This is a genomic window from Mycobacterium sp. ITM-2016-00317 (assembly GCF_002968295.1).
GTDB lineage: Bacteria > Actinomycetota > Actinomycetes > Mycobacteriales > Mycobacteriaceae > Mycobacterium.
Genome location: NZ_CP134399.1, coordinates 3,754,070 through 3,770,059, shown reverse-complemented (window position 1 = coordinate 3,770,059; position 15,990 = coordinate 3,754,070). Strand labels below are relative to the sequence as shown.

Here is a 15,990-nt window from a genome sequence, read left to right as displayed (position 1 = left end):
CGGCGATTTCAGATCGCGGTGAGCGGAAATAGCAGGGTGCGGCGGCCGGTTTGAGCGCCGAACCGGTCGCGCGCCCGGGCCGGGCGTGCTATCGAAGGGGTATGTCGAAGCGGGCGGTCACAGCGCTGGCGGTGGCGTGTGTGGGTGCGGTGCTGTCGGGCTGTGCCGGCGCGCCGGTCGACGACCGCCCGGTGGTGCGGATCGCCGAGGCCGCCCAGCCCCTGCAGGTGGTCCCGCTCGGGCTGTTCCTGCCCACCGCGCAGGAGTTGTCCACGATCCTGGCGACCGGGCCGAACGGGCTGCTCGCCCCACCCGTCGAAGGCGACGCCGACGTGTTGTTGCGCAGCGTGGCCGACACGCAGGTGACCCCGGCCGAATGCGTCAGCGCTGCCTACCGCATGCAGGAGATCGTCTACGACACCACCCCGGTGCGGTCGGTGGCCAGCAGCAACTGGGCAGGCGGCAGCTTCGACGGTCCGCCGGTGACCGGCTTTTTCGGGGTGGTGCAGATGGCCGATCCCGTTGTCGCACAAGACTTCTTCGCCTCGCTCACCGGTCAGTGGCAGCGGTGCAACGGCCAGACCGTCGCGCTGCGGCCTGCCGTGTCCGGGGCCGGCGAGATCAGCCGGATCACCGGGGTCGCGTTCGACGCGCGGGTGGTCTCGGCCAGCGTGCTGCACGCTTCGGCGGGCACCGGGTCGCCGACCGGCATACGCGCGGTCGGCCTGGCGGACGACTGCATCGTCGAGGTCGAGCTCGTCGATCCGCGCGCCCCGGCGGACGCCCGGCAGGCCGTCGCGGTCGCCGACGTGATCCTCGACAAGATCGCCGCGGTCAGCTGACCGCGACCGCCGACCGGCCGTGCCGGATCAGCTCGCCCCAGGCGTTGAACGCCTCGGCATGCTCGGCCGAGGCTGAACCGCTGGCGACCGCGACCAGCCCGGACGCGACGGACCCGAGGCCGATCCCGGTCTGGTGCACCACGCGCACCAGCTCGTCGAACGCGTCCTTGCGCGAATAGCCGCGCAGCCCGATCAGGATGCCGACGGCGACGTCGATGACCTGACGGGATGTGTCTTCTGCCACACGTGAACCCATGGACCCGATGGTCCTCCGCACCGGGTGCCTGCGGCAGCCTTCTGCGCGGGCAGACGCAAAACCGGGACGCCGTCGTTACACGGGCGCGTTGGCCGGCTGGAAGGTGCCGGACGCGTCGGCCTCCTCCTCGGCGCGGATCACGTGCACCACCGCGTTGATCAACGCCAGGTGGGTGAACGCCTGCGGGAAGTTACCCAGGTGCCGCCCGGTGCTCGGCTCGATCTCCTCGGCGTACAGGTGCAACGGGCTGGCGAACGACAGCAGCCGCTCGCACAGATGCCGGGCCCGGTCGATCTCGCCGATCTCGACCAGCGCCGACACCAGCCAGAATGAGCAGATCGTGAAGGTGCCCTCCTCGCCGGAGAGCCCGTCGTCGGTCTCCTCCACCCGGTAACGCAGCACCAGGCCTTCCTCGGTCAGCTCGTCGGCGATGGCCAGCACGGTGGCCCGGATCCGCGGATCGTCCGGCGGCAGGAACCGGGTCAGCACCGCCAGCAGCAGCGACGCGTCCAGCGCCGGATGCCCGTAGCGTTGGGTCAGCACGCCGCGCTCGTCGACGCCGTGCTCGAGGATGTCGGCCTTGATCTCCTCGGCGATCACCCGCCACTGCTGGGCGTAGGCCTTCTCGCCTTCGAACTCGGCGAGTTTGGCGCCGCGGTCGAGGGCCACCCAGCACATGATCTTGCTGGAGGTGAAGTGCTGCGGTTCGCCGCGCACCTCCCAGATGCCGCGGTCGGGCAGCCGCCAGTGCTTGATGGCCTCCTCGACCTGCTCCTTGAGCACCGGCCACAGGGTCTCGGGGATCTGCTCGCGCGACTTGGTGTGCAGATACACCGAATCGAGCATCGTGCCCCAGATGTCGTGCTGCATCTGGTTGTAGGCGCCGTTGCCGATACGCACCGGCCGCGCGTTGTCGTACCCGGACAGGTGGTTGAGCTCCTCCTCGACCAGGCTGCGTTCCCCGCCGACCCCGTACATCACCTGCAGCGGATGTCGCTCGCCGTTGTTGGCGCCCGACACGTCGGCGATGAAGGCGAAGAAGTCGTCGGCCTCCCGGTCCAGGCCCAGCGTGTAGAGCCCCCACAGCGCGAACGTCGAGTCCCGCACCCACGCGTAGCGGTAGTCCCAATTGCGTTCGCCGTGCGGGGTTTCCGGCAGCGACGTGGTCGGCGCGGCCAGCAGCGCGCCGGTCGGCGAGTACGTCAGGCCCTTCAGCGTCAGCGCGCTGCGCTGCAGGTAGGACCGCCACGGGTGGTCGGGGAAGTCACCGACGTTGATCCACTGCCGCCAGCATTCGCTGGTCTTCCACATCTTGTCGGCGGCCTCTTCGTAGTTCTGCGGCGCCGGGTGCTTCGACCAGCTCAGTGCGACGAAGACGTTGTCGCCTTCCTTGAGCCGGGTGCGGGCGCGGGCCTCGCGGCCCTCCAGACCGATCCGCAGGTTCGTGGTGAGCCGCAGCGTCGGATGCGAGTCCGGGTCCTTGGTCGCCCGCGCGATCGCCTCGCCGTAGGCCTGGGCCGAGTACTCCCAGTGCGCGCTGGTGCGGTGGTAGTCGAACGACGGCTCGCAGCTCATCACCAGCTCGACGGTGCCGCTGACACAGCGCACGGTGCGCAACAGGATGTGTTCGGCGTCCCAGTCCATCGGGGTGCGCCGGTGGGTGCGTGAGCGGGTCTCCAGGTCGTGCCATGGACCCATCACCAGCGCGTCGCGCACGATCACCCAGCCGGTGTGGGTCTGCCACGTGGTCTCCAGGATCAGGCTGCCCGGCAGATAGCGCCGCGCCGCGGGCACCGAGACGCCGTAGGGGCCGAGCCGGAAATGCCCCGCGCCGCGATCCAGGATCGCGCCGAACACGCTGGGGGAGTCGGGCCGCGGCACGCACAACCACTCCACCGACCCTGCGGACGAGATCAGGCACTGTGTCTCGCAGTCGGACAGGAACGCGTAGTCGGCGATCGGCGGGAACGGATTGCGCAGCGGTCCGGGGTGGGGATAGGCCGTCGGCGTCGCCAGCGAGAACGGGCCCGTGTCGCCGTTGTTCGACTTGCGGTCGGAGGTCTCGGACTGCTGCAAAACCATTTGCTCATCATCGACTGCCGGGCACCCCGGCGTCTACTCGACACCCGGTGGTCCGCAGGGGCGCCGGGCGCATAGTCTGGCGGAGTGGACGGCTTCCTCAACTGGTGGGATGGAGTGGAGCTGTGGCTGACCGGCCTGCCGTTCGTCGTGCAGACGGTGGTGGTGATGCCGGTGGTGCTGACGCTGGCCTACCTGACCGCGGTGGTGCTGGACGGCCTGCTGGGAAACGGCATCCGGATTCTGCACCGGATCCGGCACGTGGACGACGACAGAGAGGGCGACCGATGAGCAGCATGCCCCGTTCCCGGGTCACCCTCGTGCTGGTGGCGTTGATCCTGTTCGTCATCGTGATGTGGTACTTCACCCGGTGACTCCCTGCTGACCGCCGCACATACCCCCAGCGTCGATTCTCAGCAACTCTGTTACGCTTCGCGCCATGCAAACGGCGTCCGGCAACAAGAGCGGCCACATCGTGGCCCTCATTGCCGTGGGTCTGTGCGCCGTTGCTGATGTCTGTTGTTGTCGCTGACTCCCTGCCCGTTCACGGCTCGGTGTCGGTGACGGCTGCGGCATATCTGCCTCAGCGCTGAACCTGCCTTTCCGGAACGGTCCTCACCACCGAAATCCGAATCCGGAAAGGTCATCCATGCAGAACATCCTGAAATCCCCGAGGCGGTGGCGTACCGCCGCCGCGCTGGCGGTGTCGGCGACGGTACTGGCCGCCTGCGGTGGCGGCGCCAGCGACGTGGCCGGCGGTGAGGGTGGCGACACCAACGCCGACACCACGCTGACCCTGGTGGCGTTCGCCGTTCCGGAGCCGGGCTGGTCGAAGGTCTCGCCCGCGTTCGGAGCCACCGAGGCGGGCAAGGGTGTCGCGGTCACCGGGTCCTACGGCGCCTCCGGCGACCAGTCGCGTGCGGTCGAGGCCGGCAAGCCCGCCGACATCGTGAACTTCTCCGTCGAGCCCGACATCACCCGCCTGGTCAAGGCCGGCAAGGTGGACGAAACCTGGAACGCCGGCCCCAACAAGGGCATCGCGTTCGGTTCGGTGGTCAGCTTCGCGGTGCGCCCGGGCAACCCCAAGAACATCCGCACCTGGGACGACCTGCTGAAGCCCGGTATCGAGGTCATCACGCCCAGCCCGCTGAGCTCGGGCGCGGCCAAGTGGAACCTGCTCGCGCCGTACGCCTACGCCAGCAACGGCGGCCAGGATCCCCAGGCCGGCATCGAGTTCGTCGACAAGCTGGTCACCGAGCACGTGAGGCTGCGCCCGGGCTCCGGCCGGGAGGCCACCGACGTGTTCCGCCAGGGCAGCGGCGACGTGCTGCTGGCCTACGAGAACGAGGCGCTGAACTTCGATCTGGAGCACGTGAACCCAGCGCAGACCTTCAAGATCGAGAATCCGACCGCGGTGGTCAACACCAGCAAGCACGTGGAGCAGGCGCAGGCGTTCGTGGACTTCCAGTTCACCCCGGAGGGGCAGAAGCTGTGGGCTGAGGCCAACTTCCGGCCGGTGGACCCAGGGGTGCTCGCCGAGTACGCCGACAAGTTCCCGGCTCCGGAGAAGTTGTGGACCATCGCCGACCTCGGTGGCTGGTCCAAGGTCGACGCCGAGCTGTTCGACAAGGACAACGGCACCATCACCAAGATCTACAAGCAGGCCACTGGATGACGACATCCTCCGGGATGCTCGATCCGAACCCCGAGGCGATCCGCCCTGAGCTCACCGGCGACGGTGGCTCGGGCGGTCCCTCGCGGTTTCTCTACCCCAGGCACGGTTCGACGTCGCTGCGCGTCGGGGCCGCCACCATGTGGCTGTCGCTGATCGTGCTGCTGCCGCTGGCCGCGATCCTGTGGCAGTCCGCCGAGGGCGGCGTCGGGGCGTTCTGGTCGGCGGTCAGTTCGCCTGCCGCGGTCGCGTCGCTGCGGGTCACGGTGACCATCTCGATCGGCGTCACCGTGGTGAACTCCTTCTTCGGCCTGATCGTCGCGTGGGTGCTGACCCGCGACGACTTCCCCGGCAAGCGTCTGGTCGACGCCGTGATCGACCTGCCGTTCGCGCTGCCCACCATCGTGGCCAGCCTGGTGATGCTGGCGCTGTACGGGCCGGCCAGCCCGGTGGGCATCCATCTGCAGCACACCAAGTGGGGCGTCGGCATCGCGCTGCTGTTCGTCACCCTGCCGTTCGTGGTGCGTTCGGTGCAGCCGGTGCTTCTCGAACTCGACCGTGAGGTCGAGGAGGCCGCGGCGTCGTTGGGCGCCAACAACTTCACGATCCTGACCAAGGTGATCCTGCCCGCGCTGCTGCCGTCGCTGCTGTCGGGCGCCGGGCTGGCGTTCTCGCGCGCGATCGGCGAGTTCGGCTCGGTGGTGCTGATCGGCGGCGCGGTCCCCGGCGAGACCGAGGTGTCCTCGCAGTGGATCCGCACCCTGATCGAGAACGACGACAGGGTCGGTGCGGCCGCGATCTCGATCGTGTTGCTCGCGATCTCGTTCGTGATCCTGTTCGTCCTGCGGGCCATCGGCGCCCGGGCGGCCAAGCGGGAGGAACTCCAGGCATGACGCTGTCGCCGGTGGTGCGTCACCTGTTGCGCTGGGTCGCGCTGCTCTACGTTGCCGTGCTGGTGGTGGTTCCGGTCGGGTTGATCCTGTGGCGGACCTTCTCGCCCGGGGTGGGCGAGTTCGTCGCCTCGATCGGCACGCCCGCGGCGATCTCGGCGCTGCAGCTGTCCCTGCTCGTCGTCGCGATCGTGGTGCCGCTCAACGTGCTGTTCGGCGTGCCGACCGCACTGGTGCTGGCGCGCAACAGGTTCCGCGGCAAGAGCGTGCTGCAGGCCGTCATCGACCTGCCGTTCGCGGTGTCGCCGGTCGTGGTGGGTGTCGCGCTGATCCTGCTGTGGGGCTCGGCGGGACTGTTCGGCTTCCTCGAGAACGACTTCGGCCTGAAGATCATCTTCGGTTTCCCCGGCATCGTGCTGGCCAGCATCTTCGTCACGGTGCCGTTCGTGATCCGCGAGGTCGAACCGGTGCTGCACGAGCTGGGCACCGACCAGGAGGAGGCCTCGGCCACCCTGGGCGCGCAGTGGTGGCAGACGTTCTGGCGGATCACGCTGCCGTCGATCCGGTGGGGGCTGACCTACGGCATCGTGTTGACGATCGCCCGGACCCTGGGCGAGTTCGGCGCGGTGCTGATGGTGGCGGCCAACCTGCCCGGCTCGTCCCAGACGCTGACCCTGCTGGTCCACGACCGGTACACGCGCGGCGCCGAATACGGCGCCTACGCCATCTCGACGTTGTTGATGACCGTCGCCGTCCTGGTCCTCATCGCCCAGGTGATCCTCGACGCCCGCCGCACGCGCGCCGCAAAATAGGCCCATAGGAGCTGACACCATGACCTACGCGATCACCGTCAACGGCGCCAACAAGCGCTACGGCGACTTCGCCGCGCTCGACAACATCGACTTCGCCGTGCCGGCGGGATCCTTGACAGCGCTGCTGGGGCCCAGCGGATCCGGGAAGTCGACGCTGCTGCGCGCCATCGCCGGACTCGACGAGCCCGACACCGGCACGATCACCATCAACGGCCGGGACGTGACGCGGGTGCCGCCGCAGAAGCGCGGGATCGGTTTCGTGTTCCAGCATTACGCCGCGTTCAAGCACATGACGGTGCGCGACAACGTCGCCTTCGGGCTGAAGATCCGCAAGAAGCCCAAGGCCGAGATCGCCGAACGGGTCGACAACCTGCTGGAAGTGGTGGGGCTGGCCGGATTTCAGGGCCGCTTCCCCAATCAGCTCTCCGGCGGCCAGCGCCAGCGGATGGCGCTGGCGCGTGCGCTGGCCGTCGATCCCGAGGTGCTGCTGCTCGACGAGCCGTTCGGCGCGCTGGACGCCAAGGTCCGCGAGGACCTCCGGGCGTGGTTGCGCCGCCTGCACGACGAGGTGCACGTGACCACGGTGCTGGTGACCCACGACCAGCAGGAGGCGCTCGACGTCGCCGACCGGATCGCGGTGCTCAACAAGGGCCGCATCGAACAGGTCGGCACACCGAGCCAGGTCTACGACACCCCGGCCAACGCGTTCGTGATGTCGTTCCTGGGCGCGGTGTCCTCACTCAACGGTGTGCTGGTGCGCCCACACGACATCCGGGTGGGCCGCAATCCGGAGATGGCGATCGCGTCCTCGGACGACTCCGTGCAGGCCACCGGTGTCACCCGGGCCACGATCGACCGCATCGTGGTGCTGGGCTTCGAGGTCCGTGTCGAGCTCACCAACGCCGCGACCCACGCGCCGTTCACCGCCCAGATCACCCGCGGTGACGCCGAGGCGCTGGGCCTCAAGGAAGGCGACACGGTCTACGTGCGCGCCACCCGGGTGCCGTCGCTGCCGTCCGACGTCCCGGTGCCGGTCGCCTGAGTCACGCCGCTTCGGTCGGGAGCAGCCGGTACAACAGGTCTGTCAGCGTCAGCAATCCGCGCCCGGACGGGCCGTCGACGACGACGAGGTGGTTTCGCGTCTCCCGCATGAGGCGCAGCGCCTCGTAGACCGGGGTGGTCTCGGGCAGGAAGAGCACCGGGCGCATCAGCTGTCGCGCGGTCGCCGACGTGCCGGCCGACAGGCTGTCGCGGACGTGCACCACGCCGACGATCGCTCCGTCCCGTCCGCCGTCGTGCACGAGCAGCCGCAGATGCCCGGTCGCCTTGGCGGTCTGCTGGATCTCGGCCGGTGTCGCGTCACTGGGCACGTCGCTGTAGTGCTCGTCGCGGCGGGCCAGCTGGCCGACGGTCAGGGCTTCGAGCTCCAGCGCGCTGGTCAGGTTGGCGTGATAGCGCTCGTCGAGCGTGCCGACCGTTGCCGAGTGTTCGACGAGCTGCCGCAGCGTGTCGGGATCCTGGGTGTCGGCCAGTTCGTCGACCGGTGTCACCCCGACGCGGCGCAGACACCAGTTCGCGGCGCGGTTCAGCGCGCGCAGCAGCGGCCGGGTCAGGAACATGAAGCCACGCATCGGCAGCGCGAGCAGGATCGCCGACCGCTCGGGGTGGGCGATGGCCCACGACTTCGGCGCCATCTCGCCGACCACCAGGTGCAGGAACGTCACGATGATCAGCGCCAGCACGAAGCCGCCGACGTCGGCCACCCAGCCCGGGGCGACCAGACCGCTGATGAACGGCGTGAGGGCATGGTGCACAGCGGGTTTGGTGATGGCGCCGAGGAGCAGCGTGCACACCGTGATGCCGAGCTGGGCGCCGGCCAGCAGCAGTGACAGCTCGCTCGCGCTGCGCAGCGCGGCGCGGGCCGCGGCGCTGGTGGCGGCGGCATCCTCCAGTCGGTTGCGGCGCGCGGCGATCAGCGCGAACTCGACCGCCACGAAGAACGCGCTCAGTCCGATCAGCGCAGCGGTGATGGCGGCCAGCGCCCACGGGTTACTCATCGTCGGCCGCCTCGGAGATCGTCACGAACACGCTTGCCGGAACCCGGCGCTCGATCGAGCGGACCTGGGCGATCAGGGACCGCGTCGGCATCTCACCGTCGGCCAGCAGGTCGGCGCGGTCCGAGGGCAGCGCGACGGCGACCTCGTCCCCGACCTGGGGCAGGCCCAATGCGTGGGCGATGACGAGGCCCGCCACCGTCTCGTAGTCACCGGGCGGCAACGTCAGGTCCAGGGCGCGCTCGGCCTCGTCGAGGGGTAGATCGCCGGCGAGCAGCCAGCCGTCGCCCTCGGCGACCGCGTCGGCGACGGTCTGCTGGTCGTCGTGCTCGTCGTCGATCTCGCCGACCAGTTCCTCGGCGAGATCCTCGATCGTGACGATGCCGGCGAACCCGCCGTACTCGTCGATGACGATCGCCATCTCCTCGCCGGCCTGTTGCAGGTCGTGCACCACGTTGGGCAGCGGCAAAGTCTCGGGAACCACCAGCGCCGGGCGGCAGTGCGCGCCCGCGGAGTCGGTGTCGGGCACCGAACCCAGCAGGTCGTGGAGTTCGATGACGCCCACCACGTCGTCGGGACTCGGCCCGGTGACGGGGTAGCGGGTGTGGCCGGCGGCCATGCGCCCGCGCACCGCGGCCACCGAGTCGTCGGCCGACACGGTGTCCACCCGGGACCGCGGGATCATCGCGTGTTCGGCTGTGCTGGTGGGGAAGTCGAGGATCCGGTCGAGCAGTGCCGACAGCTCGGCGGGGATCTCGCCTGCGTCACGCGATGCGGCCACGATGTGTTCGAGGTCGCGCGGGGTGGCCGAGTGCTCGACGTCGTGCACCGGTTCGATGCGCAGCGCTCGCAGCAACAGGTTCGACGACTGGTCGAAAAGCCAGATGAGCCAACCGAACACCTTCAGGTACAGCGTGGTGGACAGGGCCAGGGCGCGCGCCAGAGGCTCGGGGCGGGAGATCGCGAGGTTCTTCGGGAACAGCTCGCCGAACAGCATCTGCACCACGGTCGACACCGCGATCGCGAACAGGCCGCCGACGGCCACGGCGATCGCGGTCGGTATCCCGGCGCCGCCGAGCAGCACCTCCAGTCCGCGGCCGATCAGCGGTTCGGCCACATAGCCGACCAGCAGGCCGGTGACGGTGATGCCCAGTTGCGCGCCGGAGAGCATGAACGACGTGCGCCGGGTGACGGTCAGCGCACGGGCAGAAGCGCCGTCACCCGCCTCGGCGCGAGCCTTGAGCCGAGACCTGTCGACGGCCATGTAGGCGAATTCCTGCGCGACGAAGTATCCGGTGAGCGCGGTGATCGCCAGGACCACGAGAAAGCCGATGAAAATACCGAGAACGGCGGTCAGCATGCGACCGCCGTGGGTCTATGAGGTTGCATCGAGTCCTTGTCTCGAGAGAGTGACGCTGTCCAGCGTACCGGCGCCGGCGCAGTGGTCTGGGTCTCAGGCGGCTGCGTGGACGGTCTGGGCGGCGTCGAAACGATCCAGCACCGTCTCGGCGACCTGCCGGTGCGCGCCCAGCGGCGCCGACATCGGGATGCCCTGTGCCACGGCGAAGTTGGCCACCCGATCGGTGATCCTGCCGGGTGCGAGGAACCAGGGCGCAATGACCAGCCGGGTGGCGCCGCGCCGCCGGAGTTCGTCGGCCGCCTCGGCGAGCGTGGGCTGCGGGCCGGTCGCGAATGCGGTGGTGGCGCTCCAGCGGGTGGTCAGCGTCAGCTCGCGGGCGACCGCGGCAGTGCGGGCGTTGGCTGCCGGGCGCGACGATCCCACCGCGGTCACCAGTACGCCGACGCCCGGATCCAGCCGGGACACGCCCGCGTGCTCGAGTCGCTGCCGCAGCACGTGGATCAGCCGGTCGTCCTCACCGAGCACCGCGGCCTGCCGGACGTCGGCGCCGGACTCGGCGATCATCTCCGGGATGTCGACCCGCGCGTGGTACGCGTCGGCCAGCAGCAGCGGCACGACGACTCCGAGCCCGCGCGGCAGGTCGGCCAGCACGTCCCGCAGATTCGGGTCGTTCTGCTCGCAGAAGGCGATACGCGCATCCAGGCCCGGTCGCAGCGACCGGATGCACGCCACGATGGACCGTGCGGTGGCGGCCGACCGGGGGTCGGCGCTGCCGTGTGCGGTGAGCACGAGCGTCACGAGGCGTGCAGCCCGCATTCCGTCTTGGACTGTCCGAGCCACCGACCGCTGCGCGGGTCCGCGCCCTCGACGGGCTTGTTGGTGCACGGCGCGCAACCGATCGACGGGTAACCCTCGTCGACGAGCGGGTTCACCAGGATGCCGTTGGCGTCGATGTAGGCCTGCATGTCCTCGTCGGTCCATGCCGCCAGCGGGTTGATCTTCACCAGCCCGAAAGCCTTGTCCCAGCTGATCAGCGGAGCGTTGGCCCGCGTCGGTGCCTCGACCCGGCGGATGCCCGTCACCCACGCCGAGTAGCCGCTCAGCGACTTGGACAACGGCACCACCTTGCGCAGCCGGCAGCACTCGTTGGCATTGCGCTCGAACAGGTTCTTGCCCAGCAGCGCATCCTGTTCGGCCACCGAGTGCTCGGGGCGGACGTTGACGACATTGACGTCGTAGACCGCCTCGACCGCATCGCGGGTGCCGATCGTCTCGACGAAGTGGTAGCCGGTGTCGAGGAACAACACGTCCACGCCCGGACGTACCTTGGCCGCCAGATCCACCAGCACGGCGTCCTGCATGTTGGACGCCACGATGTAGTTGCCCGCGAAATTCTCGTCGGTCCAGGCCAGTAGCTCTTGTGCGGTGGCGTCCGGGCCGAGCTCGGCTGCTCCGCGTTCGGCCAGCTGCTGCAGGTCGGTCTCGCTCATCGTGTCAGTCATGTCCTACCTCAGTTTCCGCTCTTCGCGCGAGCGCTCATCGAAGATCAGCGTCGTCGGCTCTCAGCGCCCACGTAGCGAAACGCTCACCCTGCTCGCGTTGTTTCACGAAGTTGCGAACCACCCGCTCGATGTAGTCGCCGAGCTCGCTGGAGAGCACCTTGTGCTGGCGCAGCTTGCGGCCGAAACCGCTGTCCAGGCCCAGGCTGCCGCCCAGGTGCACCTGGAAGCCCTCTTCCGGCCCGTCGCCCTCGTCGACCATCTGGCCCTTGAATCCGATGTCGGCGACCTGGATGCGTGCGCACGAGTTGGGGCAACCGTTGAGGTTGATCGTCACCGGCACGTCGAGCTCGGCGTTGATGTCCTCAAGCCGCTTCTCCAGCTCGGGGACCAGCACCTGCGAGCGCTTGCGGGTCTCGGCGAAGCTCAGCTTGCAGAACTCGATGCCGGTGCAGGCCATCAGGTTGCGCCGCCAGTGCGACGGCGTCGACGGCAGGCCCAGCGCGTCCAGCCCGGCGCGCAGCTCGTCGAGCTTGTCATCGGGCACGTCGAGCACGATCAGCTTCTGGTACGGCGTGAACCGGATCCGGTTGGAACCGGCGGCCTCGGCCAGGTCGGCCACCTTGGACAGGATGGTGCCCGAGACGCGGCCCGCGATCGGGGCGACACCGACGGCGTTCAGACCGTTCTTGAGCCTCGTCACCCCGACGTGGTCGATCGGCCGGGTCACCGGGTCGGGCGCCGGGCCGTCGATCAGCGGACGCTTGAGGTACTCGGTCTCCAGGACCTCACGGAACTTCTGGACACCCCAGTCCTTGATCAGGAACTTCAGCCGGGCCTTGGACCGCAGGCGGCGGTAGCCGTAGTCGCGGAAGACGCTGACCACGCCCTCCCACACGTCGGGCACCTCGTCGAGCGGCACCCACGCGCCGACCCGCTGGCCGAGCATCGGGTTGGTCGACAGGCCGCCGCCGACCCACAGGTCGAATCCGGGGCCGTGCTCGGGATGGTTGACGCCGATGAACGCGACGTCGTTGACCTCGTGCACGACGTCCTGCATCCCGGAGATCGCGGTCTTGAACTTGCGCGGCAGGTTGGAGTACTCCGGCTTGCCGATGTAGCGCTTGACGATCTCGTCGATCGCCGGCGTGCCGTCGATCACCTCGTCAGGGTGCTCACCGGCCAGCGGCGAGCCCAGCACGATGCGCGGGCAGTCGCCGCACGCCTCGGTGGTCTGCAGGCCCACCTCGTCGAGGCGGCGCCAGATCTCGGGCATGTTCTCGACCTGGATCCAGTGGTACTGGACGTTCTGCCGGTCGGAGATGTCGGCGGTGTCCCTGGCGAATTCGGTCGAAATCGTCCCCAGGGTGCGCAGTGCGTCGGTGCTCAGGGCGCCGCCGTCGCAGCGCACCCGCAGCATGAAGTACGAGTCCTCGAGCATGTCGGTGTTCTCGTCGCCGGTCCAGGTGCCGTCGTAGCCCGGCTTGCGCTGGGTGTAGAGGCCCCACCAGCGGAACCGGCCGCGCAGATCGCCCTTGTCGATGCTGTCGAAACCGTTCAGGGCGTAGATGTTCTCGATGCGCGCCCGCACGTTGAGCGGGTTGTCGTCCTTCTTGGACTGCTCGTTGGGGTTGAGCGGCTCGCGGTAGCCGAGCGCCCACTGGCCCTCGCCGCGGGGGCGCTTGGCGGGCTTGGGTGTGGCTGTGGTCATTACTGGCTCCTGTTCGGAGCCGGCGTTCAGATCGCGCTTCTGACCGGGGGCTGTCCGGCGGCGCAGATCCGTCGGCCAGCTGAGATTGGTGTGGGCTGGGTCCTAGATCCGCTGACTACGGCAGACAACAACAGGTGCAAACACGCTTGAAGTCGACATGACGGCGCACCACGAGCGAGACCCGGCGAGGGAAGCTGTGGGCAGTCACGCCGGCCATTGTGCCACGGACACCCACACCGGCACTAAACCGGGCGATACTTGCGCTCACGGTGCGCGAAAGTCCGCTCTGGAAGACTGGGCAGGTGACTTCACCGCCGGACACTGCGCAGCGAGCCCTGCTGCCCGATATGACGGTCCGGGCCGGCCGTCCGTTCGGTCTGTACATCCACGTGCCGTTCTGCGCCACCCGCTGCGGATACTGCGACTTCAACACCTACACCCCCGCCGAGTTGGGCGGCGCCAACCCCGACGGCTGGCTGGCCGCGCTGCGCACGGAACTGCGGTTGGCCGCGGCGCACCTGGCGCAACCGCCGGCCGTCGAGACCGTGTTCGTCGGCGGCGGGACGCCGTCGCTGCTCGGCGCGGCGGGGCTGACCGCCGTGCTCGACGCGATCCGCGACCACTTCGCGCTGGCCCCCGGCGCCGAGGTGACCACCGAGTCCAACCCCGAGTCCACGTCGCCGGCGTTCTTCGCCGCGCTGCGCCGCGCCGGCTACACCCGGATCTCGCTGGGCATGCAGTCGACCGCGCCGCACGTGCTCGCGGCGCTGGACCGCGTGCACTCGCCGGGTCGGGCGCTCGATGCGGCCCGGGAGGCCAGGGCGGCTGGCTTCGACCACGTCAACCTCGACCTGATCTACGGCACCCCCGGCGAGACCGACGCCGACCTGATGGCGTCGGTGGACGCGGCAGTGCAGGCCGGCGTCGACCACGTGTCGGCCTACGCGCTGATCGTCGAGGACGGCACCGCGCTGGCCCGCCGGGTACGCCGCGGTGAGCTTCCGGCTCCCGACGACGACGTGCTCGCCCGTCGCTACGAACTGCTCGACCGGCGCCTGGCCGAGGCCGGCTTCGACTGGTACGAGGTGTCGAACTGGAGCCGCCCGGGCGGGGAGTGCAGACACAACATCGGCTACTGGGACGGCGGCCAGTGGTGGGGCGCCGGGCCGGGCGCGCACGGCTACGTCGACTCGATCCGGTGGTGGAACGTCAAGCACCCCAACGCGTATGCGGCCGCCCTCGAGGGCGGTGCGCTGCCCGTCGCCGACTACGAGGAGCTGGACGCGCAGACCTCGCACGTCGAGGACGTGATGCTGCGGGCGCGGTTGCGCAGCGGTCTGCCCGTGCAGGTGCTGTCGGCGGTCGAACGGGCCCGCGCCGACCGCGCCGTCGCCGACGGCCTGCTGCGCGCCGAGGGGGACCGGTTGGTGCTCACCGACCGCGGGCGGCTGCTCGCCGACGCGGTGGTGCGCGACCTGCTGAGCTGACCGCCGCGGTCTACAGCAGCGCCGCGGCCAGCCTGCGCCACTGTTCGCGCGGGAACTCGCGCGGATCGGCGGTCAGGACCTGGACGCAGACGTGGTCGGCGCCGGCGTCGAGATGATCCTGCACGCGCCGGGCGACCGCGTCCTCGTCGCCCCACGCGATCAGCGCGTCGAACACCCGGTCACTGACCGTGCTCAGGTCCTCCTCCGTGAAGCCGAGCCGCAGCAGGTTGTTCGCGTAGTTGGGCAGCGCCAGGTAGGACTGCAGCCACTGGGTGCCCACCTCGCGGGCCAGGTCCCGGTCGTCGGTGAGCATCACGGTCTGCTCGGGCAGCAACATAGGCCCTGCGCCGAGCACCTCGCGGGCCTGGTGGGTGTGCTCGGGGGTGGTCAGGTACGGGTGCGCGCCGCCCGCACGCGTCGCCGACAACTGCAGCATCTTCGGGCCCAGCGCGGCCAGCACCCGGTTGCCGGTCGGCACCGGCTGCGGGGACGCGTCGATGCCGTCCAGGAACGCTTTGGTGGCGGCCAGCGGCTTGCGGTAGCGCCCCGGCTCCTGCGAGTCGATCAGCGGCGCGTGGCTGCACCCGATGCCGAGCAGGAACCGCTCGCCGTGCGCCTCGGTCAGCGTGGCGTAGCGGGCCGCGACCTCGGCCGGATCGTGCATCCACAGGTTCAGGATGCCCGTCGCGATCGTCGTCTTCTCGGTGGCCGACAACAGGTTGTCCACCGAGTCCAGCACCGGTCCGCCGACGTCGGGGATCCACAGGGCGGTGTAGCCGAGCCCGTCCAGTTCGGCGGCGGCTTCGGCCGCTTCCTCCGGATTTCCATATCGCAGTTGAGAACTCCACAGGCCGACGCCGGACAGATTCATACGTCTACTCATACCGTGCCGGACGTCCGGGACGCTACGGTCGGCCCATGGCATTCGACCCGGCCGCGGTGGCCCGCGCGTTCTCCGAGCACCGCTTCGAGGACGCGCTCGACCACCTCGCCCGCGACGTCCGGTGGACGATCGTCGGCGGCATGGTGCTCGAAGGCGCCGACGCGGTCCGGCGCACGTGTCAGGACACGCTGGAGAGCCTGAAGGGCACCACGGTGGAATTCGACCGGCGGGTCGTCGCCGGCGGCGGTGACGTGGTCGCGGTGGACACCGTCGTCCGCTACGTGCGGCCCGACGGGGTGACCGCCGTCGCCAGTTGTGCCTTCTACGAGTTCGACGGCGACGAGGTCACCACGATCACGTCGTACGCGGTCGAGGTCGATCCCGAGGACCCGGGAGCGCAGCCGCCGCCACACCGCTGAGCGCCCCGCACCCGGGTACCTCCGCG

17 protein-coding genes are annotated in these 15,990 nt (G+C 69.6%); 9 read left to right on the top strand and 8 right to left on the bottom strand.

Annotated elements, in window-relative coordinates:
- The first annotated feature begins 101 nt into the window (after positions 1 to 101).
- The gene (locus C6A87_RS17910) at positions 102 to 842 is read left to right on the top strand and encodes a sensor domain-containing protein (protein WP_311113518.1); all 741 of its coding nucleotides are present in this window, start codon (positions 102 to 104) and stop codon (positions 840 to 842) included.
- Here C6A87_RS17910 and C6A87_RS17905 read toward each other — a convergent pair.
- Both C6A87_RS17905 and C6A87_RS17900 read right to left on the bottom strand, forming a co-directional pair.
- The gene (locus tag C6A87_RS17905) at positions 835 to 1,098 is read right to left on the bottom strand and encodes an ANTAR domain-containing protein (RefSeq protein ID WP_311113517.1); all 264 of its coding nucleotides are present in this window, start codon (positions 1,096 to 1,098) and stop codon (positions 835 to 837) included. The two genes, C6A87_RS17910 and C6A87_RS17905, sit on opposite strands and share 8 nt — an antisense overlap.
- Positions 1,099 to 1,173: 75 nt before the next feature.
- Entirely contained in the window at positions 1,174 to 3,180 is a 2,007-nt protein-coding gene (locus C6A87_RS17900) for a glycoside hydrolase family 15 protein (protein ID WP_311113516.1), read from the bottom strand.
- Positions 3,181 to 3,264: 84 nt separating this feature from the next.
- Here C6A87_RS17900 and C6A87_RS17895 point away from each other — a divergent pair, with 84 nt between their 5' ends.
- The 6 genes from C6A87_RS17895 (at position 3,265) to C6A87_RS17875 (ending at position 7,593) form a co-directional block, all read left to right on the top strand.
- Complete coding sequence (locus C6A87_RS17895) at positions 3,265 to 3,468, top strand: hypothetical protein (protein WP_311113515.1); 204 nt, start codon at positions 3,265 to 3,267, stop codon at positions 3,466 to 3,468.
- A 148-nt stretch (positions 3,469 to 3,616) separates the two neighbouring features.
- Positions 3,617 to 3,709, top strand: coding sequence for an Ms4533A family Cys-rich leader peptide (locus C6A87_RS29205; RefSeq protein WP_353961403.1), 93 nt, complete (start codon positions 3,617 to 3,619; stop codon positions 3,707 to 3,709).
- A gap of 117 nt (positions 3,710 to 3,826) precedes the next feature.
- Positions 3,827 to 4,852, top strand: a complete 1,026-nt coding sequence (locus tag C6A87_RS17890; RefSeq protein WP_311113514.1) for a sulfate ABC transporter substrate-binding protein — start codon at positions 3,827 to 3,829, stop codon at positions 4,850 to 4,852.
- A 14-nt stretch (positions 4,853 to 4,866) separates the two neighbouring features.
- Entirely contained in the window at positions 4,867 to 5,742 is an 876-nt protein-coding gene (gene cysT, locus C6A87_RS17885; RefSeq protein WP_396837106.1) for a sulfate ABC transporter permease subunit CysT, read from the top strand.
- Entirely contained in the window at positions 5,739 to 6,551 is an 813-nt protein-coding gene (cysW, locus tag C6A87_RS17880; protein ID WP_311113512.1) for a sulfate ABC transporter permease subunit CysW, read from the top strand. The genes cysT and cysW overlap by 4 nt, the downstream gene beginning before the upstream one ends.
- Before the next feature lie 19 nt (positions 6,552 to 6,570).
- The gene (locus tag C6A87_RS17875) at positions 6,571 to 7,593 is read left to right on the top strand and encodes a TOBE-like domain-containing protein (RefSeq protein ID WP_311113511.1); all 1,023 of its coding nucleotides are present in this window, start codon (positions 6,571 to 6,573) and stop codon (positions 7,591 to 7,593) included.
- A gap of 1 nt (position 7,594) precedes the next feature.
- Here C6A87_RS17875 and C6A87_RS17870 read toward each other — a convergent pair whose 3' ends face one another.
- The 5 genes from C6A87_RS17870 to C6A87_RS17850 form a co-directional block, all read right to left on the bottom strand.
- Entirely contained in the window at positions 7,595 to 8,608 is a 1,014-nt protein-coding gene (locus tag C6A87_RS17870) for a hemolysin family protein (RefSeq protein WP_311113510.1), read from the bottom strand.
- Entirely contained in the window at positions 8,601 to 9,965 is a 1,365-nt protein-coding gene (locus C6A87_RS17865) for a hemolysin family protein (protein ID WP_311113509.1), read from the bottom strand. The genes C6A87_RS17870 and C6A87_RS17865 overlap by 8 nt, the downstream gene beginning before the upstream one ends.
- Before the next feature lie 93 nt (positions 9,966 to 10,058).
- Positions 10,059 to 10,781: a sirohydrochlorin chelatase gene (locus C6A87_RS17860; protein WP_311113508.1), complete on the bottom strand. Its 723-nt coding sequence runs from the start codon at positions 10,779 to 10,781 to the stop codon at positions 10,059 to 10,061.
- A complete protein-coding gene (locus tag C6A87_RS17855) occupies positions 10,760 to 11,467 on the bottom strand; it encodes a phosphoadenylyl-sulfate reductase (RefSeq protein ID WP_311113507.1) in 708 nt (235 codons plus the stop codon). The genes C6A87_RS17860 and C6A87_RS17855 overlap by 22 nt, the downstream gene beginning before the upstream one ends.
- Before the next feature lie 34 nt (positions 11,468 to 11,501).
- Positions 11,502 to 13,175: a nitrite/sulfite reductase gene (locus tag C6A87_RS17850; RefSeq protein WP_311113506.1), complete on the bottom strand. Its 1,674-nt coding sequence runs from the start codon at positions 13,173 to 13,175 to the stop codon at positions 11,502 to 11,504.
- 347 nt (positions 13,176 to 13,522) lie between these two features.
- Here C6A87_RS17850 and hemW point away from each other — a divergent pair, with 347 nt between their 5' ends.
- Positions 13,523 to 14,662, top strand: coding sequence for a radical SAM family heme chaperone HemW (gene hemW, locus C6A87_RS17845; RefSeq protein ID WP_311117979.1), 1,140 nt, complete (start codon positions 13,523 to 13,525; stop codon positions 14,660 to 14,662).
- Positions 14,663 to 14,672: 10 nt separating this feature from the next.
- Here hemW and C6A87_RS17840 read toward each other — a convergent pair whose 3' ends face one another.
- A complete protein-coding gene (locus C6A87_RS17840; RefSeq protein WP_311113505.1) occupies positions 14,673 to 15,533 on the bottom strand; it encodes an LLM class F420-dependent oxidoreductase in 861 nt (286 codons plus the stop codon).
- A gap of 47 nt (positions 15,534 to 15,580) precedes the next feature.
- On the opposite strand from C6A87_RS17840, the gene C6A87_RS17835 reads away from it, so the two are divergent.
- Complete coding sequence (locus C6A87_RS17835) at positions 15,581 to 15,964, top strand: nuclear transport factor 2 family protein (RefSeq protein ID WP_311113504.1); 384 nt, start codon at positions 15,581 to 15,583, stop codon at positions 15,962 to 15,964.
- The last annotated feature ends 26 nt before the right edge of the window (positions 15,965 to 15,990 follow it).